This window comes from Cupriavidus sp. BIS7, from assembly GCF_000292345.1.
GTDB lineage: Bacteria > Pseudomonadota > Gammaproteobacteria > Burkholderiales > Burkholderiaceae > Cupriavidus.
Genome location: NZ_ALOU01000040.1, coordinates 1 through 22,297, shown reverse-complemented (window position 1 = coordinate 22,297; position 22,297 = coordinate 1). Strand labels below are relative to the sequence as shown.

Genomic DNA, 22,297 nt, shown 5'->3' with positions numbered 1-22,297 from the left:
GATGCCTCCTTCAGGAACGGTCGGCCAGCAGCAGGTTGGCGGTGTTGGTCTGGATGCGGTCGTTGTTGATCATCAGCGGCGCCGACCAGAGATCGCGCAGATGGCGGCCAAGGCTGAACGGCGTGCCATGCTTGTAGCCAGCCATGCCGCAGACCAGCAGCGCCTGCTGCACGACATCGAGCGCCATCGTTGACATCGCCGTCTTCAGGCCGTTCATCTCGGCGGCCAGCGCGAACGCGGCGGATACCGATGCGCCCGCATGGCGTGTGCGTTGGTGCGCCAGCGCCAGGTCCACACGCCCTTCCATCATCTGCAGCATGCTGACCGCTTCGGACACACGCGGCGCGGAAGGCGGCAACTGTCCCGGGCGGGCGCGTGCCTGGCCCTGGAAGAACGTCTTGGCGCGCGATACCGCGTCACTGGCAACGCCGAGCCACATCGAACTCCACAGGATGTGCGAGACCGGCGTCATCGTGGCGTCGGCAATCTCGCCGAACGGCACCGGCAGCACCTGGTCCACCTGCCCCGTGGCTTCCAGCCGGAAGCCGTTGCTGCACGTGCCGCGCATGCCGAGCGTGTCCCACGCGGTCATGTTCTGCAGCGTGTAGTCGGCCTTCAGCGCGCACACCAGGACCTGGTCGGACGGCGATGCATCGGCGTGCCGGCGCGCGGTGATCAGGATGGCATCGGCATGGGCGCCGTAGGAGATCGTCGGCGCCATCTTCAGCAGATGGAAGCGGTCGCCCTCCACGTTGACCGCGCAGCCGCTGCTGCGCAGCGCGCCGCCGATCGCTTCCTCTGATGTTGCCGACGCCAGCAGCAGCTGTTCGCTGGCCAGCCGCGCGAGCATCTGCTGGTGCCACGGGCTGCCGGCCCCATGTTCGAGCATGCATGCCACCTGGATCTGGTGCATCGCGTAGATCATGGCCGTGGACGCGCACGACTCGCCCAGCACCTTGCAGATTGCCGCCACGCTGGCCAGCGATGCGCCGCTGCCGCCAAGCACGGCCGGCACCATCGCACCGAGCAAACCCTGCTCGCGCAGCACCTCGAAAGCCTCGTGCGGGAAGCGCGCCCCCTGGTCGACCTCATCGGCAAAGCGCTGCGCGACCGTTGCCGCCTCACGCGCGGCGGCCAGCAATGCATCGCCGGCCATTGCAGCGCCGGCATCGGGATTGGCATGTGCCAGCGTGACCTTGGCTCCGGTGTTCATGCTGCCTCCTGCTGTTGGCGAATGGTTTCCACGGCAGCGGCCAGCGAGTCAACGCTGCGGAAAAGCTGACGCGTAAGCATCTGATCCGGAATCTCGATATCGAAGGCGTTCTCCAGCGCCAGCATCACGTGCACGGTGGCCAGCGACGAAAGTCCTGCCGCATAGAGGTCGTCGTTGTCGGCCAGGGAAGCCAGAGGCACATCGAGCCGGGCCACTTCGCCCAGGATATTGCGGATGGTTGCTTTCATTCGTGATCTCCGTTTGCGTTGACGGGCTCCATTGCAATTGGTTTTGCGCGGTCTGCTCGGTGCGATGTCGCACCAAACCACGCGTTGCGGCGCCCTTGCCTCAGTAGGCGGAGGCGCCAGTCCAGCCGTACAGCGCGGTGCGCAGGATGATGCGAAGGTCGAGCTGGAACGACCAGTGCTGGATGTAGTAGATGTCGAACTCGATGCGCTTGCGCATCTTCTCGATCGTGTCCGTCTGCCCGCGCAGGCCGTTGATCTGCGCCCAGCCGGTGATGCCCGGCTTGACGCGGTGACGCAGCATGTAGCGGTCAATCAGTTCCTTGTAGATCTCGTTGTGTTCCATCGCGTGAGGGCGCGGGCCGACCACCGACATCTCGCCGCGCAGCACGTTGATGAACTGCGGCAGTTCGTCCAGGCTGGTACGGCGCAGGAACGCGCCGACGCGCGTCACACGCGCATCGCCACGCACGGCCTGGGTCACGCCGGCCTCCCGGTGGACACGCATGGTGCGGAACTTGAACACGTCGAACGGATGACCGTCGATCCCCAGCCGCTGCTGTCGGAACAGTACCGGGCCTGACGATGACAGTTTCACCAGGACGGCGATCAAGAGCAGCAACGGGCTCAGGCTGATCAGCACGGCGCACGAGAAGGCGCGATCGAAGCTTGCCTTGAGCAGCCCCGTGATACCCGATATCGGCGGACTGTTCAGGTCGATGACGGGCAAGCCCATGAATTCGCTGAATCGATGGCCCAGCAGTTCGACGGAAGTCACGTCGGGCACCCAGCGGATGTCGATCATTTCATTGCGGAATTGCCGGACGACGTCGGACAGGTCGCGGCACGCTGCCATCGGCAGAGTCAGCCAGATCTCGCGCACGCCCTGGTTGTGCACGAACGTGCTGACCTCCTCCATCGTGCGCAGCGGCACCACTTCGGCGGGAATGGCGTTCGTCAGCTCGTCATAGATGCCCACGACGCGATAGCCGGCGGCACGGAACTGATGGACTCGCAAATACATCTCGCGGCCCAGCGGCCCATAGCCGAAAATCAGCACGCGCTTGGCGTTGATACCCTGTTCGCGCGCGTTGCCGAGCATGCGGAACATGGCCGCCCGTGCCACTACCAGCGTGGCCCCGGTTCCGATGAACCAGCCCATGGACCACACTCGCGACACGGATGCAATCTGGTGGATCAGGAACGCGCCGAGCAAACCTGCGCTGAACACCAGGGTCCAGGCAGCGCCGATGCGCAGGGCCAGCACGGCCTGGCTGCGGCCTCGCCAGGACTCGTAGATGCCGAAGGCCGGGAAGACCAGTAGCGCCGCGAGCGCGCACAGCATGGTCAGGAACCCGTTGACCGGGGCTGCCGCCCGTATGCCGCCGGGAAAGTAGAGCGCCCCCATGACGATCCCGCCCGCGGCGATCATCACCGCGTCGCCGAGCCGGTAGAGGTAGTGAAGCGCCGTGTGCCGCTCGGCGGCAACGTTCCAGTTCGATGCCATGACCGCCCCAAAGCCCTCGCGGGAACCATATCGCAGCCATGGTTGCGCACCCGTCGTGGGTCGTCTGTGGGCCGGCGCACAAAGTGCCCCGGGGTCTCTTGGGGAGCGGGCGTTCGGCAGCGGGTCAGCCGCCGGTCAGCAGCGGCAGTGCCTGGCGGAGCATGTCGGACGCGCCGCCGCGCCGGCCACGCAGGCCCGGCAGCCGGACAGGGACGTCCATTCGCCGCGCTGGTAGGGGCGATCGCGGCCGGAAAGGAAGGTGGCGAGATCCTGGACCCACGTGTGGGTGGCCCCGGCAATGCCGCCGACCGGCAGCGCCATTGTCATGGCCAGCGCAGCCGACGCCAGCAGCATCGCCATCGGCCCGCGAGGCATGGCGCGGCGCATGATGAACGGCACGCTGACGCAGAACCCCAGCGCCAGCGCGCTTATCACCTCCGACACCGAGTGCGCATGCAGCGCAAGCCGTGACACCCCGACGGCCAGCGCCAGCAGCATGCCGCCGGCGGCGGCCAGCAGGCTCAAGCCTCGATGCCCCGACGGCACCGCCAGATAGGCGAGTACGGGCAGGATGGATGCGGCCATCATCGAGTGGCCCGAGAATCCTGTGAAGTCAAACGTTTCACTGCCGATGCCCCAGCCCATGAACGCCAGCTTGGAAACCAGCACGGCCAGGGCCGTCACGGAAAACGCCAGCAGCCAGTGACGCGCACTTTCGGTCGCGCCGCGCCAGCGCAGCCACACGTACAGGAATACGGCGCACGGCAGCAGAAAGGCGGACTCTCCAAAGAAGGTGATCAGTTCCCAGCGGCTCATGATGCGTTGGCGTGGCGTGAATGACGGGAAGCTCGGCAAGCGGCAGCGTAACACCACATCACCGGCAGTTCCAACTGACCGGCTGGCGGGCGCCTCGGCCCTCCATACCGAAGCATGAGACGTGCGGCCACCTGCAACCTTGGGGATGAGATGCCCGGCGCGCCTGCTGCTTCTGGTTGATAGAGTGTCGCCGCGCGATTCGATATGTTCATCTGTAATGGACGTTCGCGCTTGCGCGGGCGCCCATTTCAAAGCCCGCATGGTCCCCCGGTCGGCGGGCTTCTTTTTTGGCTCGCCGAGCGGATCGATGCCCGGGTCCGGGCTTACGTGACTAGTGCGGGATGTGGTCGTGCGTCACGCGCGTCAGCGCGACGATCATCGCGCGCGCGGCTTCAAGATGGAGGCTCGCTTCGCGTTCGCCGATGTCCAGCGCGGCAAAGATTGCGGCGTCCTCGGTGGCAAAGCTACGTCCGTGCAGTTCGCCACGATACAGAAGTGGCCCACCGAGAATGGCGAGCCGAATCTCGTAGCAGCATGCCCACTTGCCCCGGCCCTCGCGAACGGCAAAGCCGTGCACGACCAGGATATCCAGATTGCGATCCATGTGACCCCCTGCTCCCCGCAGCGGCCGGCCTGCCATCACGCCGGCTTCTGACTGCGGGCACATCCAGCATAGCCATATCAACGCGCAATCGCTCTCATCCGATGGCTGTAGAGCCATCGGGGTAGATCCGAAAAGGAGGAGGTATGGATGCGGACGAGGCCTCTGCCGCAGTCACAGGCGACTGCAGCGGCCGTGCGGACTGTGTTGACGGCATCGGCTGTGCAGCCCGCGCGCGCTGCAGTGTCAGCGCGGAACGGGGGAAGCATTGGCCGCCGGCCCATGCCAGCGCCGCGGCAGCGCACACCAGGTCCACGGGTGCCGGCACCGCAAGGCAGCCGCTTGCGCCGAGGCGTGCGGCGTGGGCCATCAACGTTTCATCGAGCGCATCTGACAGGACAAGGCAGCGGCGTGGTGCCAGGCGCGCGTACACGCGGTCCAGCAGATCGCACGGATCATCGGCCGTGCTGCAGTCCGCCAGCACCAGGTCTACCGCGCCATGCGGCAGCGGTTCGGCTTCATCGGGATTGTCGATCGTATGCACGGGCGCGCTTCCCACGGCGCCGTCGGTCAGACCGTCGAGCCATTCCGGCCTGTGCCAGCGCACCGGTAGCGGTATGTCCTGGCCTTCCATGCGTCGCGCAAGGATGCGACACATCATTTCGTTGCTCGCGATCAGGTAAGTCGTCATCGAACGGAAAAAGGGCGTTTCGTTAGTATGGCCGCGCAGCCTGGCTGGCGGCGGTTTGCCCAGTATGCAGGGGTCGGCGCTTCTCTACCTCAAACGTAGCAATGGCCGCCGGCTGCCGCCTCATGCTTTTGGATGAGGGCGGGCCGGCGGAAGGTGGAGGACGACGACGAAAGACGGCGAACGGTGGTCGGTAGCCACTGCGGCACGATGCTGTCAGGCTGCCTCGCATGCCTGCTGTGCCGTCAGCGACGACATCGCGATATGGGTCGGCCTGGCCGGAGTGGGGCCGGGCCAGTTCAGCGACGCCCCGCGCTGCAACGCGACGTACACCGCTTCGCCCTTGTTGCGCACGTGCAGCCGCTGATACAGCGTGCAGGCGTGGGTCTTGGCCGTGGCCACCGAGATATTGAGCAGGCGGCTGACGGTCTTGATCGGATAGCCGCGTGCCAGCAACGCAAGCACCTCGTACTGGCGCTCGGTGATGTTGAGCAGGTGCGCTCCCGCCGCCGGGGTTTCCATCGGCACCTCGTGGGCCCCCGCACCTGGCACGCTGCCATGCAGCGGAACCACGATCGGTGTGGTGGCGTGCCGCGCGGCATCCGCCGGCAACACCGCCACGGTCGATTCACCGGGACGCGCGGCCGGAACCTGCGAAGGGAAACACTCGCCGCCCGCCAGTACCAGCCGGATCGCGGCTTCCAGCGCATCGGACGAGCAGGTCTTGGTCAGCAGTCCTCGCACCTTCTCCGGCAAGCCGGCCTCGGGCATCGGCACTGGCGCTTGCTCGGCCAGCACCAGTACGCGCAACGGCTTCAGGCGATCGCACAGGTCGGCCAGCATGTGCCAGCCCGTTTCTGCATCGGTGGGCAGCCCGCAGACGAGCAGATCGGCGTGGTGAACCCAGGGTTCAGGGTGGAGCAGTGTTGTGGGGTCGAGATCGACAAGATCGCCGGGCACGTGCGCTTGGGACAAAATGTGGCGCAGTCCGAGGCGCAACAGTGGATGTGGCTCGAACAAGAGGATTGTGGCCATGGCCGCTCACTTCTTCTTGGCGCGGCGCCGGAGGATAGCAACTCGGCATCGCGCTAATTGGAGGCGCTCCGCTTATACGCGGCTGCACTTCCTTACGATCAGGTATAGCCTCCCGAGCCCCCCGCAGCTTCCCGTCCAGGCCCGCTGCAGTAATTCCGGCCCTCCCTCGGAGGATGCCCAACCGCCCCGTTTGCGCATGTAGCGCGTTAGATACTTCTGAACTCTGATTCAAATTAAATCTAATTCTGGTGTTCAGCATAGGAAGAGCGCCGTGTGAATGCAAGGTGATGCTGCAGCGCAGCGAATTGCAGAGGGTTTTCCCGCATCGACCAGGCAACTGCCATACGAGGGCCCCGAACGATCGTTCGTGCACAGGCGGGGTGGAGCACAGAGCGCATTTGTGCGGCGCACTAAAGCCTGCCGCCTCACGCGCCGTAAATGCGTGCGCAGCCCCCTTGCCCATAACCGGGCCAACCTGAGAGAAGAGTCAATCACATGCTTTCCTCGCTCCGCGCGCGCATCGTGGCCCTATCCGTGGCCATCGTCATCGTGGCGCTTGCAGCCAATGCCATCGTCAACCACCTGGTTGCACGGACCTATAACAACGAAGCGATCGACAACAACCTTGCGGCGGTGCAGACCGGCCATGTCGACGCCATTGCGGACTGGGTCGCCAGCCATACGAAAATGGTCGCCGCCCTGCAGGACGTGGCCCTGCAGGAAGACCCGATCCCGGCGCTGAAGCTCGTCGCCGAATCCGGCGGGTTCATCAAGACCTATGTGGGCTTTCCGGACAAGAGCCATCGCTTCTCGGACGCCACCGGCCTGAAGCCCGACTACGACCCGACCGCGCGCCCCTGGTACAAGCAGGCCGCGGCCGCAGGCAAGCCGATCGTCACGCCGCCGTATATCGCCGCCAGCAGCGGCAAGCTGGTGGTCACGTTCGCAGTGCCGATCATCCGCGACGGTGCCGTCAAGGGCGTGGTCGGCGGTGACGTGGCCATGGACAGCGTGGTCGCCAATGTCCGTTCGATTCATCCGACCCCGGCCAGCTTTGGAATTCTTGTGGCGCGCAACGGCCAGATCGTCGCGCACCTCGACGACAAGCTCACGTTGAAGCCGATCACCGAACTGGTGCCCGCGCTCGATGGCGACAAGCTAGGTGCGCTGGTCAGCGCCGCCGCGCCAACCGAAGTGGACATCGGCGGCACTGCCAAGCTGCTGCGCGGGCGCGAGATCCCCGGCACCGACTGGGTGGCCGTGATTGCGCTGGACAAGGCTGAAGCGACGGCCGGCATGCGTTCCGTGCTGATTGCATCGCTGATCGCGCTTGTCGTGGTGGCGTGCGCCGCCGCCGTGATCGTGGCTGGCGTGACCGCGGTCTCGTTCCGCCGCCTGTCTGGCATCCGCGATGCCATGGTGGCAATCGGCTCTGGCGATGGAGATCTGACGCGCCGCCTGCCTGCCGACGGCAGCGATGAAGTCGCCCAGATCGCACGCGCGTTCAACACGTTTGCCGACAAGCTCGTGGGCGTGATGCGGCAGATTCGCGATGCAAGCGAATCGGTGCACGTAGCCGCGAGCGAGATCGCCGAAGGCAACGCCGACCTCTCGCGCCGCACCGAATCGGCAGCGGCAAGCCTGGAACAGACTGCTGCATCGATGGAGGAAATCACCGCAACCGTGGGACAGTCCGAAGCGTCCGCGCGCCAGGCCGACGATACGGCCGCGCAGGCGCAACAGGTAGCCACCGATGGCGGCACGGCAATCTCGAATGCAATCGAAACGATGGGCGACATCGAGCGCGCTGCGGTGAAGGTCTCGGACATCACCGGCGTGATCGAAGGCATCGCGTTCCAGACCAACATCCTCGCGCTGAACGCGGCAGTGGAAGCCGCACGCGCCGGCGAACAGGGCCGCGGCTTTGCCGTGGTGGCTGGAGAGGTGCGAGCGCTGGCGCAGCGCAGTTCGCAGGCGGCCAAGGAAATCAAGACACTGATCGATTCGACGGTGGGCAGCGTGAACGCCGGTTCGGGGCAGGTACGCATGAGCGGCGACACGATGCGCGAGATCGTCGGCAACGTGGGCCGCGTGACGCAGATCATTTCCGAGATCACGCACGCCGCACGCGAACAGACACGCGGCATCCAGGAAGTGAACCTCGCCGTGAGCCACCTCGACCAGATGGTCCAGCAGAACGCCGCACTCGTGGAACAGTCCACCGCAGCGGCGGCGGCGCTGCAGACGCAGGCGTCAACGCTTGCGGAGGTGGTGCGGACGTTCAGGTTGGAGTGACCCGATTTACCCGCGTGACCCTGCGTGACTTGCGTGTCAAATCCAGGACGCGAAGCGTGCCGCACGCAGTGGCGCCTTGTCGATGCACCGGCATCATGACGGATTCATGACAACCGCATGACAGCCGTCTTGCTGCCGGTGTCGGTGCCGGCGTCGGCCGCCACTGAAATCCCTTTCCCTTCGCAAAGCATCTGCTAGCCTGAATCTCCGGAAGCCGGGCTTGTGTGGACTGCAGAAGGATGAAAAATCATGGGCAAACACATCGCGGCGCTGGCCCTTTTTTTTGCGGCAGTCAGCGCATTCGCCGGCGACGTTACCGGTGCCGGTTCCACCTTTGTCTTTCCATTGATGTCCAAATGGGCGGCCACGTATTACGCCAGGACCGGTCGGCAGGTCGACTATCAACCCGTTGGATCCGGTAACGGCATTCGGCAGATCAAGGCGGCCAACGTGATGTTCGGCGCCACCGACATGCCGCTCAAGCCCGAGGAACTGGAACGCGCGGGACTGGCCCAGTTTCCGATCGCAATCGGCGGCGTAGTTCCCGTGATCAATCTCCAGGGCATTGCCCCGGGCCGGATACGCATGACAGGTGCGCTGCTGGCCGATATCTATCTGGGCAAGATCGACAACTGGAACGACCCTGCCATCTCCGCACTCAATCCGGACATCCCGTTCCCTGATCTGAAGATCACGGTCGTCCATCGCAGCGACGGTTCAGGCACGACGTTCAACTGGACCAACTACCTCTCTACGGTCAGTCCGGAATGGAAGACTGCTGCTGGCGCTGGTACATCCGTGCATTGGCCACGTGGCCCCGGCGCGAGCGGCAATGAGGGGATATCGCTCTACATCCGCAATCTGCGTGGCGCCATTGGCTATGTGGAACTGACCTACGCGTTGCAGCGCAAGTTGCCGTACGCGCTGGTGCAGAACCGCGACGGACTCTATGTGCAACCTTCGCGCGAATCGTTCAGCGCGGCGGCTACGGCCGTGCAATGGAGTGCGCGGTCCGATTTCTACCAGATACAGACCAACGCGCCAGGCCCGAACGCCTGGCCAATCACCGGCACCGTATTCGTCCTGATGCAACGCTCCGCGGCGAATCCGTCCAACACGAAAGACGCGCTTGCGTTCTTCCGCTGGGCGCTGGCGGAAGGGCAGGCCGATGCGTCCACGGAACACTACGTGGCACTGCCACAGGAACTGGTGAAGCAGGTGGTGTCCTACTGGGCGGACACGTTCAAGTAGCGGACAACACTTGGAACAATGCATACGTCGGCGTGGCCGGTAGCTGATCGCGCCGCGCAGACTGCTGCCCTGTCCATCATGTGTTTGAGGACTGCGTGACGTTCGCTCATCGAGGTCAAGAATTCTTGCGGCGAATGGCCTGCTCGCGAGTGCACGATTTTCGGATCAGCGTGTAAACACGGGGACGTATACCGATTTTGCTCGGGCGCTCCTGACGATGGTTGCGATGATTCATGCGCGCTTCGGGTGCTGGTTCGCGTGTCGGCGTACCTGATGCTGCGTATGAATCTTCTTGTAAATCAACGCTGAGTTGAGCCGCTGTGTTCAGCGGTAGCAGTGCGTTCATACCCGCGATTTCGGAGTGCCGGACAAACGCAACAGGTGCCCTGGCGCCCCCCTCGCCACCATTCAGACGCCGCAGCAGCCTTCCATCCGCATCGCCAGCGGTATACACCGCCACGTTTGGTTCCTATGAACGCCCGATGCCCCGAGCAGGCCGTCAAGGCGTGCCGGAACGTTGCGCCGACGCAAGCGCCACTTTGCATCCAGCAAAAAATAATTTACATTGCACTTTGTGATGCAAAACATGCCGGATCGGATTCGACTCGGAAGTTTTCTGTTGAAATTCAGTCACTTATGCATGGTTGGCCTGTGGCGAAGCAGGCTCACGCGCGATGCCTGCTGCGCGCATAACGTGCAGCAAGACACACTCAATATATGCCTGACGACCGAGATACGCTGGCCGCCACAAAGCTGACACGGACGGAATTTGCCGTGGTTCGTGCCTATGCCCAGGGCATGCGGCCTGTCGACATCGCAAACCGGTACCTGCTGGATCCCGACGACGACGACGTGCTGACCGAGCATCAGGCCATTCAGCGCATCCTGGCCTTGCGCGACCGGCTGGTGCAGTTTGCCCTGCAGCATGATCGTCCCGATATCGCGGAGATGTTCGAGGCGCTGCGCGGCCGTTCCGACACGGGGATGACGCGCCGGGTGGAGGCGCTGTCGTCGATCGAGCAATTGGGTCAGGGACGGCCGTTGCCGAGCCATCAGGTGTCGCTCTGGTTCGGGCCTAGCCTGGCCCGTCGGCTCGCGGCGGCGGGTATCCGGACGGTTGCCGACCTTACCGATCTTGCCAACCGGAAGGGCAGTAGCTGGTGGCGGCATGTCCCGCGCATAGGACGGCATTCTGCTGAGACGATCATCCGCTGGCTTGGTAGCCAGCAGATGCAACCGGCTTTGGCGGTCAGCGCGCACGTGATCGCGCCATCTCAAATAGTGCTTCGAAAGGTACTTGTGTCGCAGCAGTTGGTACGCGGAATGCCTTTCCCGGTGCCGCTGGAGCTGATGCGGGCGCCATCGCCATCAACTCCGTTGGCTATGGCATTGGGCAACGATCTTCAGTTTGTGCATAACTGGTTGGCCACGCGAACGGCGTCGGCAAACACCTGGAAGAGCTATCGCCGGGAGGCGGAGCGTCTCCTGCTCTGGGCGGCCGCGAATGGCAAGGTGCCGAGTGGGATGACGGGCGAGGATCTCGCGGACTATCGCGCCTTCCTGTCCAGTCCCGAGCCATCGTCGTTCTGGTGCGGCCCGGCGGGCCCGCGCGACAAGGCGCATTGGCGGCCGTTCGAGGGTCCACTGCGTACCAGTTCCTGCGAGGCTGCAATGCGTGTTGTCAGTGCGCTGTTGCGCTCGTTGCGTGACGAGGCACCCGTGACACATCGACATGCCGATGGTGCTTCCGAATCGAGCGGGCGGGATTCCGCCCGGGCCCAGGTTGTGCTGTCTCGCGACGAAATTGAATCGTTCCTGGGATGGCTGGGCAATGATGCGCCGTCGCCTCGTCAGCGCGCCGCCTTGGCGACGGCGCTACTGCTATCGCGTCACAGCCTTCGTATCGTTGAATTGGCGGCGCTCAGGCTCAGCCATTTTTCATCGCGCAGCGATGCTGGCGGGCATCTGCTGCTGGCCGCTAAAAGTGCAGCAAGACGGGGCGAGATCTTGTTGGCTGAAGATGTCCTGGCTGCGCTGTCCGCGCATTGGACCGACAGGCGGCTGACGTGGGATACAGCGCATGCCGATTGGAAGCCTGACGCTGCGCTGCTCGCACCAATCGAGTTTCCAACGACTGCGCGTGGCCGCGCGAAGCAGTCGATGGTGTCCGCCGGCTACTCAGCCAGCGGACTGGACCAGCTGCTGCGGACAAGCTGGAAGCGCTTTGCCGCAGTGCATGGCGCCGAATCGGACGCCTTTACACCGCGGTTGCTACGGCTGGCCTGATTGCCTGTGGCTCGGAACTTTCGGTCGGGCCAGCCCTGATCTGATGATCTTGCGCAGACCGCGATCTGACTTTCCAGGTTCGATCGATCCCGCCATCTCAGATCCGGCCATCTCAGATCAAGGTTTTGTCCAACCCGAAACGGGCCTTGAGGACTTCAAGCAAATCTTCGCGGGCATTGCGGTCCGTGAGCTGAACATCAAGCATCAGCCGCCCGGAATCCCACTCCTTGATCGTGCCAAGCAGTTGACCGGATTCGGTCCGGATCTTGTACTGGCGGCTGATCTCCTTGACCTTGCGCGGCTTGCCTTCTTGCGCCTGTTTGCGGATCGATTCAACCTCGCGACTCGACAAGCCGTCGTTCATGACCCGGGTCACCAGGTCCCGCGTGCGGTCTTCACCCGCGACCTTGTAGTACAGGGTCAGCTCGTAGCCAGTAGCGATCCCAATTTCGCTCGGCCGCTCCCGCATGACGGCCAGTACGGATTCGGGCAGTTTCAATAGCGCCAGCGTCTTGTTGATCGTGCCAGCGGACATGCCGGTAAGTTCGCAGATCTCTTCTTCCTTCTGCACCTTGCCCTCATCGAGCAACTGACGCCAGGCAATCGCGTTATCGAGCGCGGACTGGTCCGATCGTTGTTCGTTAAGCAGAAAGGACAGGCGATAGAAGTCGAGATCGCTGAGATCGCTCTCGACGAAACATTCCATCTCGAGCTTTCCCGCCGACGCCAGTGCGCGCTTGCGGTAGTGACCGTCGATGAGAATGTAGTGACCGGGGCGGGTCGGATCTTGCGCGGCAAGGCCCGGCGTTTTCTGTCCATGGGTGGCGATCGACGCCGCACGCTCCTGAACAACGGCCGGGTCGTAGATGCGCCGGGCGTTGAACGGGTTGTCGTGAAGCTGGGCGATAGGAATCCTGATCAGCGTACGGCCTTCGATGGCTACCGCCTCACTTTCACTTTCAGCGCTGAAAGCGGCCACCGGCGGCACCGGGCGCGGCGACTGCAGGAGTCCGTTCGGATGCTGGGAGATCGCCGCTTCCGCGCGCGCGAACCGGTCAATCGCGTCACTACGCGTCTTCTCTGCGGCCATGCCGGCGAGCATCCCGGCCTTGAGGCTCTTCAATTTTGTTGCCATGCGTATTACTCAATCAGGGACAAGACTTCGTCCACCATCATGTCGACTTCCTGGATCGCCTCGCGCGCGCCCGGTACACCGTGCACCGTGCAGCCGATGGCCTGGCACTCACGGAATGCCGATCGAGAACCGATCATCGCGTTCAGCAGTGGCACATCCCCGTCGTCGCCCAAAATCTCGATAGCCTGCCGAGCAATGGACACACGCCGTTGCACCATGTTCGCCATCACTCGGATCTGAAGCGTTTCGTTCTGAACCTGCGCATGCTGCGCCAACGTCTTGGCAGCCACGGCGGCCCAGAGGTCCGGGGGTGATGGCACGACAGGAATGATGGCCAGATCGGAGATCAGCAGCGCGCTGGATGGCGCAGCCGAGTGAACCGCGGGTGGGCAGTCGACCAGGATGTAGTCGTAGTCGTGAATGAACTTGCGAACTTCGCGATGCATCGCTCCACCAGAGGGCGCCAATCCGATTACTGACGCCGGAAAGGGGCGTTCGTCGCTCGCCTGCGCGGCCCAGCGCGTGGCGGTGCCCTGCTCGTCCATATCTACCAGGAGCGAGCGCGCTCCCCGGAGTCCGAGTGTGCCAGCGACATGCATGCTGACGGTTGTCTTGCCGCAGCCGCCTTTCTGGTTGAAAACGGTGATAATTTTTGCTGCCACAAGGGCCTCACTTTCAGCGCTGAAAGCGCGAATGATGGTGATCGGTTAAGGCGTCACTTTAGCCAAATTGAGATTCCACTACAACCCGACTTTCAATTAATTAAAAATTTGATAAATAAGCGGTCATACGAGACTGGTCCTGCCCGGAAAATCAGCAGAAACCCGCAGGAGATCAGGGCCATCTCGATACTCAGAATCTCTTCTTCTTGAAATGCGGGGCGGAATGCGCCTAAAGTAAAAGTAGTGCGCATTACGCCGCACATGACACCGCAACACAATGTGGTTATGATGCCTGCTACAGTCGAGTCAAGTCGTGTCATCCTCGTCGGCTTCCGTTCGGTATCTACGAGAACTCAACATGCTTGAACGGTTGTTTGCGCTGTGTAACGAACTTGCTTCGAAAGGAAATTCTTATGGCAACCGGTACGGTCAAGTGGTTCAACGAGACCAAGGGTTTTGGCTTCATTACGCCGGACGACGGTGGTGCGGATCTGTTCGCGCATTTCTCCGAAATCCAGGGTAGCGGTTTCAAGACGCTGAAGGACGGTCAACGCGTGACGTTCGAAGTGAAGCAGGGACCGAAGGGTCTGCAGGCATCGGCCATCAAGCCCGCCTGAGCTGAACTGCAATAAGCGCCGGCGTTTCGATTTACTGACCGTCCGGCAAACAAAAAAGGCAAGCGCGTCGCGCTTGCCTTTTTTGTTGCCTGCAGCCGAGGCGCAGTTCAGGAAAGCTTGCGGACGCTGGTTCGCGATGGCTGCAGTATCAACGCCTTCGACGAGTCCGCATCAACCTTTGCCCCCGGATAAACAACCAGGACATCCTTGAGCGCCTTGCGGAACAGCGCACGGAACTTGCGCTCGCTTTCGGTCTCCGTCCCAAACTGCATCTGCAACGCTTCCCACGGAATCTCGGTACGGCGTTGAATCGTGAAAAACCGGTACGTCAGCCAGGAATAGACATCCAGCGCAAAAGGCGATTGCTTGAGCGCTTTCAGCGCACGCATGTCGACCGGCACCGGGCGATTGACCAGCTCATTGAAGAATGGCTCGGACAATACGACAAAACTCTCGAACATCGAGCCTTGTCCCGGCTGCATGGGATCCCACCAGGTCGACAACTGATCCGCAAGCAGGTAGCCCACGCGATCGATCGAGAGTGGCTCGTGATTCGGTGCCTGGTTGGGCACAGGCATCGACTTGTTCTGGACGATTGCAATCGTCGCCGAGAACAGCCGGATCATTTGCTGCCGGACCAGCGTCATCGTGCCGCGCTTGCCGCCGGTAGCCATCGGAATTCCGAGGTTGTACATGAACTCGGACAACGAGTTACCCAGCGAAATACGGCGATCCTCAACCGTGCCGGTAAACTCGCCCCGCTTCTTCTTGGCCATGATCTCCTTGCCGATCCACGCGAGCATGAGGCGCGGATAGGAGCCATAGGGGTAGCCAAGCGACACCGTCTCGGAAACGAGCTTCTGCCGGCCGTTGGTCGCCCGCTCAGAGCGCTGCTGCGTGAAGTAGCCAGGCTGAATCATCAGCGAGATATTCCCGCTTGTGCGCGTCCACACGGGCGGCGCGCCCTTGGGCGCGCGATAAGGCAGCGTGACCTGCACACTGGCACGGCTAAGGAAGCCGACTTCGCCGCTTTGCCAGGCGTCCTCGCGCTCCATTGCCTGGGCCTCATCGAAGAGGCGCTGGAATTTTTCGGACGGAACAAGGCCGTTCTCGTTACCGGGAACGATGATGCGGGATGGCTCGTTGTCCCCTTGCAGGGGCGAGCGATCCTCGTCGATGGCCATTGAGCGTTTGATCGGCATATTGACGGGCTTCGAATTACCCGCCTTTGTACGCGAACACGTAAACGTTGTCACGCAGAAACGGGTACGTATACGTATTTCTCTGGGCTTTCGTGCAGGCCGACTGGTTGCAGCTGCCGGGAATCCGGCTAGTGGCGGGATGGCTGGCAGACGGTGGGCAACCCGGAGGGGTTGTCCACGGTTGCCTGCTCATCCACTACCAGTAAACGATACCGATACGGGTTAACTACTCGTAAACCGTATACGGACAATCCCAGCCGTTGATTTCAAAGAGAAAAATTACCCCCTGCGTACCAGTTTCTGCGCGTAAACGTACTCGATTCTGCGAACGGCCGAACCTGAATCTGCGGCAGACCGAACCCGTTTCAGCGAGTTTGCCGAACCGGAATCTGCGGGGATAAGTGCCTGATCCCACAGGCTTTTCCACAGGCCTGGGCCGCGTAAACGTACCAATTTCTGCGAGAACCAGCGTTCCGGCCAAGCTCACGGGGTGTCGCACCTCGTTATTCACGCAGAATTGGGTACGCATCGCCGTCGGTGTAGCCACTTGCGGGTACGCTTCCGTACCCATTTCTGCGTGGATATCCTGGATTGGCGAACCTGTTTCTGCGGTACAGGGCTTATGTGCATCAAACGCGGCAGGGCGTACCCATTTCTGCAGCGTACCTATTTCTGCGAGCGTGGGCGCAGTTGTGGGAACAGACCCTTGCGTACCCATTTCTGCGTGCCAGCGGAGGCTGCGATATCCGGCGGCCGTACCCAATTCTGCGTGCGAAGCCGCGATCCGACACAACCGGACCAAGTACGATGCCTGAGCGCAATGCGCCCCAAAGGAAAGTTTGTGCCCGCTCTCTACGTATACCTTGCGAGGTGCGGTTAACGGAAACGTACCAATTTCTGCGAGGCAGCCGGGTATACGTCGATACGTATACCCGGCGATTGTTGTGATCAGGACAGCGCCCGTACCCGTTTCTGCGCACAGTTCGCTGGAAATTGCGTACCCAATTCTGCGGGCAGCACGGATCCAGGCTGCGCGTATACCAATGTCCTGGGCGTCCGAACCCGATTCTGCGGGGATAACTCGTCTGCTTACTTCGTAGGCAGCGAAACCAGCCGGATTCCGGGAGTATCGCTCGCCGTACGCGACCGTTGGATAGCCACAACGCGACAACACTAGGGCATGCGCAGATGCGTACCCGTTTCTGCGAAAGCTTCCAGGGCCCCAATGCCCGGTACTACATGCGTACCCGTTTCTGCGTTGGATCTGGAGGAACGGAGGGCGGGGCTACAAGAGATCGGGTCGAGGGAGGAGGCGAGGTGATCGAGCCGCGGTGCCCAACACAAAACGTAACTGCGTACCCGTTTCTGCGAGCGTGAGACTTCATCGGTTCGTCAGCCTGACGAAGCACTCGTGCCCAGCAATGGGCAAAGCGCCAGATGGCGGGCGAAAAAAAACCCGCCATGAAGGCGGGTTTCCTTGCGAGAGAGCGCACGCGAGGTGCGCCCGGAATCGCAATGCTTACAGCGGCGTGATGTTCGCGGCTTGCAGACCCTTCGGGCCGTTCTTGACTTCGAACGACACGCGCTGGTTTTCCTGCAGCGACTTGAAGCCGTCGGCACGAACTTCCGAGAAGTGTGCGAAGAGATCGTCACCGCCTGCGTCCGGCTTGATGAAGCCGAAGCCCTTGGCGTCGTTGAACCACTTTACGATACCGGTTTGCATGGTATTACTTTCCAAAAAAAGAAAAAAAGAAACCGATGGTGCGCACACCACCGTACAGCCAACTCAAGGAAAGGACACCATGGACAACCGAAGTACCAAGACGGTGGCTAACGAATGAACTGTTGCCTCGTCGCTTGAATCTGGCGGAGATTTATACGGGGGATTGCGGCCTACGTCAAGGCGGGGGATTCCCCAGAGCAATCTCCCGCAACACGGCGAGCGTGTGGGATCATCACGCCTTTTTTGAAAATTGTCGATGGGGTGCCCGCCGCCAGACATTGCCGGCAACGCAATCGCCACATCGCCAACCAGGAGATCACCGATGTCCACATCGGACCAGACGCCGCGGCCGGGCAGCGATTCCACCATCGCCGTCCAGGCCTCGCCGGGTCTTCTCGAGCGCATCTTCAAGCTCGGTGAACACCAGACCGACGCCCGAACCGAAATTCTCGCGGGCGTGACCACTTTCCTCACCATGGCGTACATCATCTTCGTCAACCCAAGCATCCTTGGGGACGCGGGGGTACCGAAGGACGCCGTGTTCGTGGCCACCTGCCTTGCCGCGGCCATCGGCACGATGATCATGGGGTTCTACGCCAACTATCCGATCGCAATGGCGCCGGGCATGGGGCTAAACGCCTACTTCGCCTATACGGTGGTGAAGGGCATGGGGCTGCCGTGGGAAGCCGCGCTCGGCGCGGTATTCATTTCAGGCTGCCTGTTCCTGGTCGTGACCCTGTTCCGTGTACGCGAGATGATCGTAAAGGGCATTCCGCATGGGCTCCGCGTGGCCATTACGGCCGGTATCGGTTTGTTCCTGGCGATCGTCGCGCTCAAGAACGCCGGGATCATCACGGCCAGCCCCGCAACGCTCGTCACCATTGGCGACTTGCACCAGACACCTGCGATCCTTGCCGTGATCGGATTCTTTGCGATCGTCGCGCTGGACCACCTGAAGGTGCGGGGCGCCATCCTGATCGGCATCCTTGGCACCACGATCCTCAGCTTTGTCTTCGCGGGCAACACGTTCCATGGCGTGTTCTCGGCGCCGCCGTCCATCGCGCCGACGCTGCTGAAACTCGATATTTCCGCAGCCCTGTCGATTGGTATCGTCAATGTCGTGCTCGTGTTCTTCCTGGTCGAACTGTTCGATGCCACGGGCACGCTGATGGGCGTGGCCAACCGCGCAGGCCTGCTCAAGGCCGGCAGGATGGACCGGCTCAACAAGGCGCTGATGGCGGACAGCACGGCGATCATGGCCGGTTCGCTGCTGGGGACGTCCTCGACCACGGCGTATATCGAAAGTGCATCGGGCGTGCAGGCGGGCGGGCGTACCGGGCTGACCGCCGTGACGGTGGCCGTATTGTTCCTGGCCTGCCTGTTCATCGCGCCGCTGGCCGGTACGGTTCCGGCCTATGCCACGGCTCCCGCGCTGCTCTATGTCTCCTGCCTGATGTTGCGCGAACTTGTGGACGTGGACTGGAGCGACGTGACGGAAGTCGTCCCCGCGGTGCTGACGGCGCTCGGGATGCCGTTCACGTACTCGGTGGCCAATGGCGTGGCGTTCGGTTTCATCACCTTTGCCGGCCTGAAGCTGCTGACCGGACGTTCCCGTGAGGTGCCAGCGATGGCGTGGATCATCGCCGTCGTCTTCCTGTTCAAGTTCTATTACCTTCCCGGACATTGAGCCCGAAGAGGTTGTAGACCAACCAGGGGCGGCTTCGGCCGCCCTTTGTGTTGCAGGAAGCCAACTCGGCAGCATCAAGATGAAAACGCTGCCATTCGACGATGTCAATGACAGGAAGCGTACCCGTTTCTGCGTATGAAACATTTTTCCAATTGGATCGCAGCGTACCCGTTTCTGCGTTGAATGTGAGGACTCATTAACCTCGCCATGGCGCCATCAGGCCGCGCAAAAGTCTCATACAAAAGTATGAGAGGAGGACGAAAGCGAGCACGCCGGGCTGGACAAATAGGGCCAAATGCACTGAACTAGAGGCGTGGCAAAAAATTTGAGGGCGCGCAAGAGCGCCCTTTCTTGACTCCGGAATCCGGCAAGCCGCCGTTGGTATCCGGCACCGTTTCATACAGAAGGCCAGGTCCGGCAATCTCAGCCATCAAAAGGACCACGCGCCGATGAGATCGTCCACAGCAGAAGGACGACTTCGCCACCACGAAATAAAGAGCGCGCGGAAAGACACGTGCGTCACATAAAGAAAGCTCAAATCCAGAACAGAGAAAGTGGTAACAGCGAACGTGTAGTGCCGGGGGATGTTGTTCAACGGGGAACAAACCATGACCGCAGGAGAAATCCGGCGTCCCGCCATCGGGCCCATCAGCGAATCCGCCAGTCCGTCGATCCACCATGCGTGGACAGTCTTTGGCGATCCGTCCTCGGACTTTGCGCAGCGAGACAGGCAAGAGGACTACGCCATCGCCGACGTCACCGCCGCGCTCGCCGATGACCATGAGGTGTCGCCGCGCACGCAGGCCGCCGTGGAAAGACTGGTGCAGCGACACCGGCTCATCGCGGAAGAACTCACGCGCCAGCGCAGGCTGCTCCAGGAATGGATTCTCAGCCAGCTTACCTACAAGGCCCTGTACTTCCAGTATTCCGGCCAGTCGCCCGAAGCACCGAGCGTCGAACTGATGCGCGAGAAAGACATGGTGCGCCGACGTATCAGCGAACAGTTGAGCGCCGGGCGCGACTATCTCAGCGTCCTTGAAGACCAGTCACGCAGTCTGTCCAGACCGTGACCCCTACGTTGTGCGCGGGCACCACCGCGCAGCCAGCGGAATCCGGACGGGCCCAGCGGCCCGCCGCCATGCCAGCGGCCCCGGGTTCCGTTACCAACAAGAAGTTCAACGTCAGGGAGAACGTCATGGACCGACTGTGCAAGGCGCCGGCACGGACCGCACAGATCGTGCTCGTGTCGCGTTATGAAGATTTTGGTTTCAGTGCGAGCCAGTTTGGCTCGGGATGGGAGATCCGCCGCGTGCAGCAGGTGCGCGACCTCGAGCGCACGGTGCGAGGCAGTTCACCGATGGCCGGTGTGCTCGATCTGCAGACCCCGTACAGCGATGCCGAGCTGAGCCAGCTTGAGCAAGGCCTGCAGCATCTGCATGTCATGTGGGTGGCCATCACCTCGACGGCGATGCTCGAGGACGAGCGCATCCGCCGACTGATCCGCGACTATTGCGTGGATTACGTGCGTACGCCGTTCTCGTTCGACGAACTGCTCTACACGCTCAAGCATGCACACGGCATGGCCTGCCTGCACGGGGCAAGGTCGCCCGAGCAGGTCGCGCGCGGGCCGATGATCGGCGAGTGTACGGCCATGCGGTCGATGTTCCGTTCGCTGGCGAAGGTCGCGCACAACGACGCGCCAGTGTTCATCTCTGGCGAATCGGGTACCGGCAAGGAACTCGCGGCCCAGGCCATCCACGAAGCCTCCAGCCGTCGCAAGGGACCGTTCGTGGCCATCAACTGCGGCGCGATTCCATCGCACCTGGTGCAGTCCGAACTGTTCGGTTATGAAAAGGGCGCGTTCACCGGTGCCAACCAGCGCAAGATCGGCTGGATCGAACAGGCACAGGGCGGCACGCTGTTCCTTGACGAAATTGGCGACCTGCCGCTGGAAAGCCAGGTGGCGCTGCTGAGGTTCCTGCAGCAAGGCACGATCACCCGGCTCGGCGGCCATCAGTCGATTCCGCTGGACCTGCGCATCATTTCCGCGACGCACGTCGACCTGGTTGCGGCGCAGGCCGACGGCCGGTTCCGGTCAGACCTGTTCCACCGGCTGTGCGTGCTTACGCTGACGATCCCGCCGTTGCGCGAGCGTGGCGAGGACATCCTGCTGCTTTCCAACGCTGTACTGGCGGAGCATGGCCACGAGGCGCACCGGCGCATCCGCGGTTTCTCGACCTGCGCCACACAGGCGATGATGCAGTACGCGTGGCCTGGCAATGTCCGCGAGCTGATCAATCGTGTGCGGCGTGCCATCGTGATGACCGATAACCGCAAGATCACCGCCGAGGATCTGCAACTGCACGGAGGCACGGAGGTACCGCGCAAGACGCTCGATGCGATCCGCGAGGAGGCCGAGCGCGAAGCGATCCGCTCGGTCATGGCCAGCCACGGGTTTCACGTGGTGCCGGCCGCGCGCGAACTCAACGTGTCGCGCGTCACGCTGTATCGGCTGATGCACAAGCACAACATCCGCGTCGACACGCAGCAGGGAGCTTCGGCCGAATAGCGCGAGTCCTGGCAGTTGGATGCGTCAAGGGAGAGATTCCGAGGCCAAGGGCGACCCGGCGACGTCCGCTCGCCGGGTCTCCTTTGTCCTGACGCCCGGACAGCGGCGGCAGGCTAGCGCGGCTTGGCCCGCGCAACGCCAATCCTGACCCCGGGCCGGGGTCAGCTCATGCTGATCTTGCCGCGCCGGGTGCGGGGCGGCGTTGTGCTGTCGTGTCCGTGGTCCGGCAGCGCGTCATGTGGATCGACGGCGCTGTCACGCGCCTGGCGTTCGTCAGTCTTTGGCGCGGACTGGTCCGGCTGGAAGCGAATGTCACCCCAGGCCCAGCCAAAGGCGCGCACATAGCTATCGCTGCTGACAGCCGCATGGCTGTTCAGATTGACGGCGTCCGGCCGGTCGAAATAGGCATAGTTGCCTGCCAGCGCCGGTGCCGAGACAGTCGAGAGCATGGCCAGTGCGATGGTGGCAAGGATTCTGGCGTACATGGGTGGCTCCTTCCCTGTCCAAGAAAAGGTGCCCGCCGGGGGACGGAGCACGTAAACCGGTGTAGATCCAGGCGCGACAAAAAGCAACGGGCGAAAAGCCCATTCGCGCACGAAAGCGGCTGGTCAGCAACCGGGCTGCCCGCTGCGCGGCCGGCTCGCACACGCTGCCAGTCCGCAACCCGCCGCCGCACAATAGGCAGTGGCTGGCCGGTTTGGTTGTCTTGGAAACGGAAGCAGGGGCGACGACAGCAGATCCCGGACACTCGGGGCGGGGCCCGCA

At 62.6% G+C, this 22,297-nt stretch carries 20 protein-coding genes; 7 read left to right on the top strand and 13 right to left on the bottom strand.

Annotation, left to right across the window (positions count from 1 at the left end):
- Nucleotides 1-10: 10 nt before the first annotated feature.
- From B552_RS0114715 to B552_RS0114685, 7 genes are all read right to left on the bottom strand, one after another.
- Nucleotides 11-1,213, bottom strand: a complete 1,203-nt coding sequence (locus B552_RS0114715) for an acyl-CoA dehydrogenase family protein (RefSeq protein ID WP_019449793.1) — start codon at nucleotides 1,211-1,213, stop codon at nucleotides 11-13.
- Nucleotides 1,210-1,461 (bottom strand): acyl carrier protein, encoded by a 252-nt coding sequence (locus B552_RS0114710; RefSeq protein ID WP_019449792.1) that lies wholly within the window; start codon nucleotides 1,459-1,461, stop codon nucleotides 1,210-1,212. The genes B552_RS0114715 and B552_RS0114710 overlap by 4 nt, the downstream gene beginning before the upstream one ends.
- 100 nt (nucleotides 1,462-1,561) lie before the next feature.
- On the bottom strand, nucleotides 1,562-2,965 hold the full coding sequence (locus B552_RS0114705) for an undecaprenyl-phosphate glucose phosphotransferase (RefSeq protein WP_019449791.1): 1,404 nt from the start codon (nucleotides 2,963-2,965) through the stop codon (nucleotides 1,562-1,564).
- 135 nt (nucleotides 2,966-3,100) lie between these two features.
- On the bottom strand, nucleotides 3,101-3,781 hold the full coding sequence (locus tag B552_RS0114700; protein WP_019449790.1) for a phosphatase PAP2 family protein: 681 nt from the start codon (nucleotides 3,779-3,781) through the stop codon (nucleotides 3,101-3,103).
- A gap of 331 nt (nucleotides 3,782-4,112) precedes the next feature.
- Complete coding sequence (locus B552_RS0114695) at nucleotides 4,113-4,385, bottom strand: hypothetical protein (protein WP_019449789.1); 273 nt, start codon at nucleotides 4,383-4,385, stop codon at nucleotides 4,113-4,115.
- Nucleotides 4,386-4,479: 94 nt separating this feature from the next.
- Complete coding sequence (locus B552_RS27510; protein WP_237718219.1) at nucleotides 4,480-5,043, bottom strand: DNA-binding response regulator; 564 nt, start codon at nucleotides 5,041-5,043, stop codon at nucleotides 4,480-4,482.
- 243 nt (nucleotides 5,044-5,286) lie between these two features.
- Nucleotides 5,287-6,105 carry a response regulator transcription factor gene (locus tag B552_RS0114685; protein WP_026035671.1) on the bottom strand — a complete coding sequence of 273 codons (819 nt, stop codon included), beginning with the start codon at nucleotides 6,103-6,105 and terminating at the stop codon, nucleotides 5,287-5,289.
- A gap of 495 nt (nucleotides 6,106-6,600) precedes the next feature.
- On the opposite strand from B552_RS0114685, the gene B552_RS0114680 reads away from it, so the two are divergent.
- Nucleotides 6,601-8,400 (top strand): methyl-accepting chemotaxis protein, encoded by a 1,800-nt coding sequence (locus B552_RS0114680; protein ID WP_019449785.1) that lies wholly within the window; start codon nucleotides 6,601-6,603, stop codon nucleotides 8,398-8,400.
- A 249-nt stretch (nucleotides 8,401-8,649) separates the two neighbouring features.
- Nucleotides 8,650-9,651 carry a phosphate ABC transporter substrate-binding protein PstS gene (gene pstS, locus B552_RS0114675; RefSeq protein WP_019449784.1) on the top strand — a complete coding sequence of 334 codons (1,002 nt, stop codon included), beginning with the start codon at nucleotides 8,650-8,652 and terminating at the stop codon, nucleotides 9,649-9,651.
- A gap of 115 nt (nucleotides 9,652-9,766) precedes the next feature.
- Here the strand turns inward: pstS and B552_RS28880 are convergent, their stop codons facing one another.
- Nucleotides 9,767-9,997 (bottom strand): hypothetical protein, encoded by a 231-nt coding sequence (locus B552_RS28880; RefSeq protein ID WP_157160258.1) that lies wholly within the window; start codon nucleotides 9,995-9,997, stop codon nucleotides 9,767-9,769.
- A 371-nt stretch (nucleotides 9,998-10,368) separates the two neighbouring features.
- Here B552_RS28880 and B552_RS0114670 point away from each other — a divergent pair, with 371 nt between their 5' ends.
- Nucleotides 10,369-11,937: a phage integrase family protein gene (locus tag B552_RS0114670; RefSeq protein ID WP_019449783.1), complete on the top strand. Its 1,569-nt coding sequence runs from the start codon at nucleotides 10,369-10,371 to the stop codon at nucleotides 11,935-11,937.
- A gap of 112 nt (nucleotides 11,938-12,049) precedes the next feature.
- Here the strand turns inward: B552_RS0114670 and B552_RS0114665 are convergent, their stop codons facing one another.
- Nucleotides 12,050-13,072: a ParB/RepB/Spo0J family partition protein gene (locus tag B552_RS0114665; RefSeq protein ID WP_019449782.1), complete on the bottom strand. Its 1,023-nt coding sequence runs from the start codon at nucleotides 13,070-13,072 to the stop codon at nucleotides 12,050-12,052.
- A gap of 5 nt (nucleotides 13,073-13,077) precedes the next feature.
- Entirely contained in the window at nucleotides 13,078-13,734 is a 657-nt protein-coding gene (locus tag B552_RS0114660) for an AAA family ATPase (protein WP_019449781.1), read from the bottom strand.
- A gap of 413 nt (nucleotides 13,735-14,147) precedes the next feature.
- Between B552_RS0114660 and B552_RS0114655 the strand changes: the two genes are divergently transcribed.
- Nucleotides 14,148-14,351, top strand: a complete 204-nt coding sequence (locus B552_RS0114655; RefSeq protein WP_006159056.1) for a cold-shock protein — start codon at nucleotides 14,148-14,150, stop codon at nucleotides 14,349-14,351.
- A gap of 107 nt (nucleotides 14,352-14,458) precedes the next feature.
- On the opposite strand, the gene B552_RS0114650 is transcribed toward B552_RS0114655, so the two are convergent.
- Together B552_RS0114650 and B552_RS0114645 are read right to left on the bottom strand one after the other, a co-directional pair.
- Nucleotides 14,459-15,553: a replication protein RepA gene (locus tag B552_RS0114650; protein WP_026035670.1), complete on the bottom strand. Its 1,095-nt coding sequence runs from the start codon at nucleotides 15,551-15,553 to the stop codon at nucleotides 14,459-14,461.
- A gap of 1,519 nt (nucleotides 15,554-17,072) precedes the next feature.
- Nucleotides 17,073-17,276, bottom strand: a complete 204-nt coding sequence (locus B552_RS0114645; RefSeq protein ID WP_008646365.1) for a cold-shock protein — start codon at nucleotides 17,274-17,276, stop codon at nucleotides 17,073-17,075.
- 322 nt (nucleotides 17,277-17,598) lie between these two features.
- Between B552_RS0114645 and B552_RS0114640 the strand changes: the two genes are divergently transcribed.
- The 3 genes from B552_RS0114640 to B552_RS0114630 all read left to right on the top strand — a co-directional run bounded on the left by B552_RS0114640 (nucleotide 17,599) and on the right by B552_RS0114630 (nucleotide 21,532).
- Entirely contained in the window at nucleotides 17,599-18,963 is a 1,365-nt protein-coding gene (locus B552_RS0114640; RefSeq protein WP_019449779.1) for an NCS2 family permease, read from the top strand.
- Nucleotides 18,964-19,571: 608 nt separating this feature from the next.
- On the top strand, nucleotides 19,572-20,033 hold the full coding sequence (locus B552_RS0114635) for a hypothetical protein (protein WP_019449778.1): 462 nt from the start codon (nucleotides 19,572-19,574) through the stop codon (nucleotides 20,031-20,033).
- A 125-nt stretch (nucleotides 20,034-20,158) separates the two neighbouring features.
- Nucleotides 20,159-21,532, top strand: coding sequence for a sigma-54 dependent transcriptional regulator (locus tag B552_RS0114630; protein ID WP_019449777.1), 1,374 nt, complete (start codon nucleotides 20,159-20,161; stop codon nucleotides 21,530-21,532).
- Nucleotides 21,533-21,693: 161 nt separating this feature from the next.
- On the opposite strand, the gene B552_RS0114625 is transcribed toward B552_RS0114630, so the two are convergent.
- Entirely contained in the window at nucleotides 21,694-22,017 is a 324-nt protein-coding gene (locus B552_RS0114625) for a hypothetical protein (protein ID WP_019449776.1), read from the bottom strand.
- Between the last annotated feature and the right edge of the window lie 280 nt (nucleotides 22,018-22,297).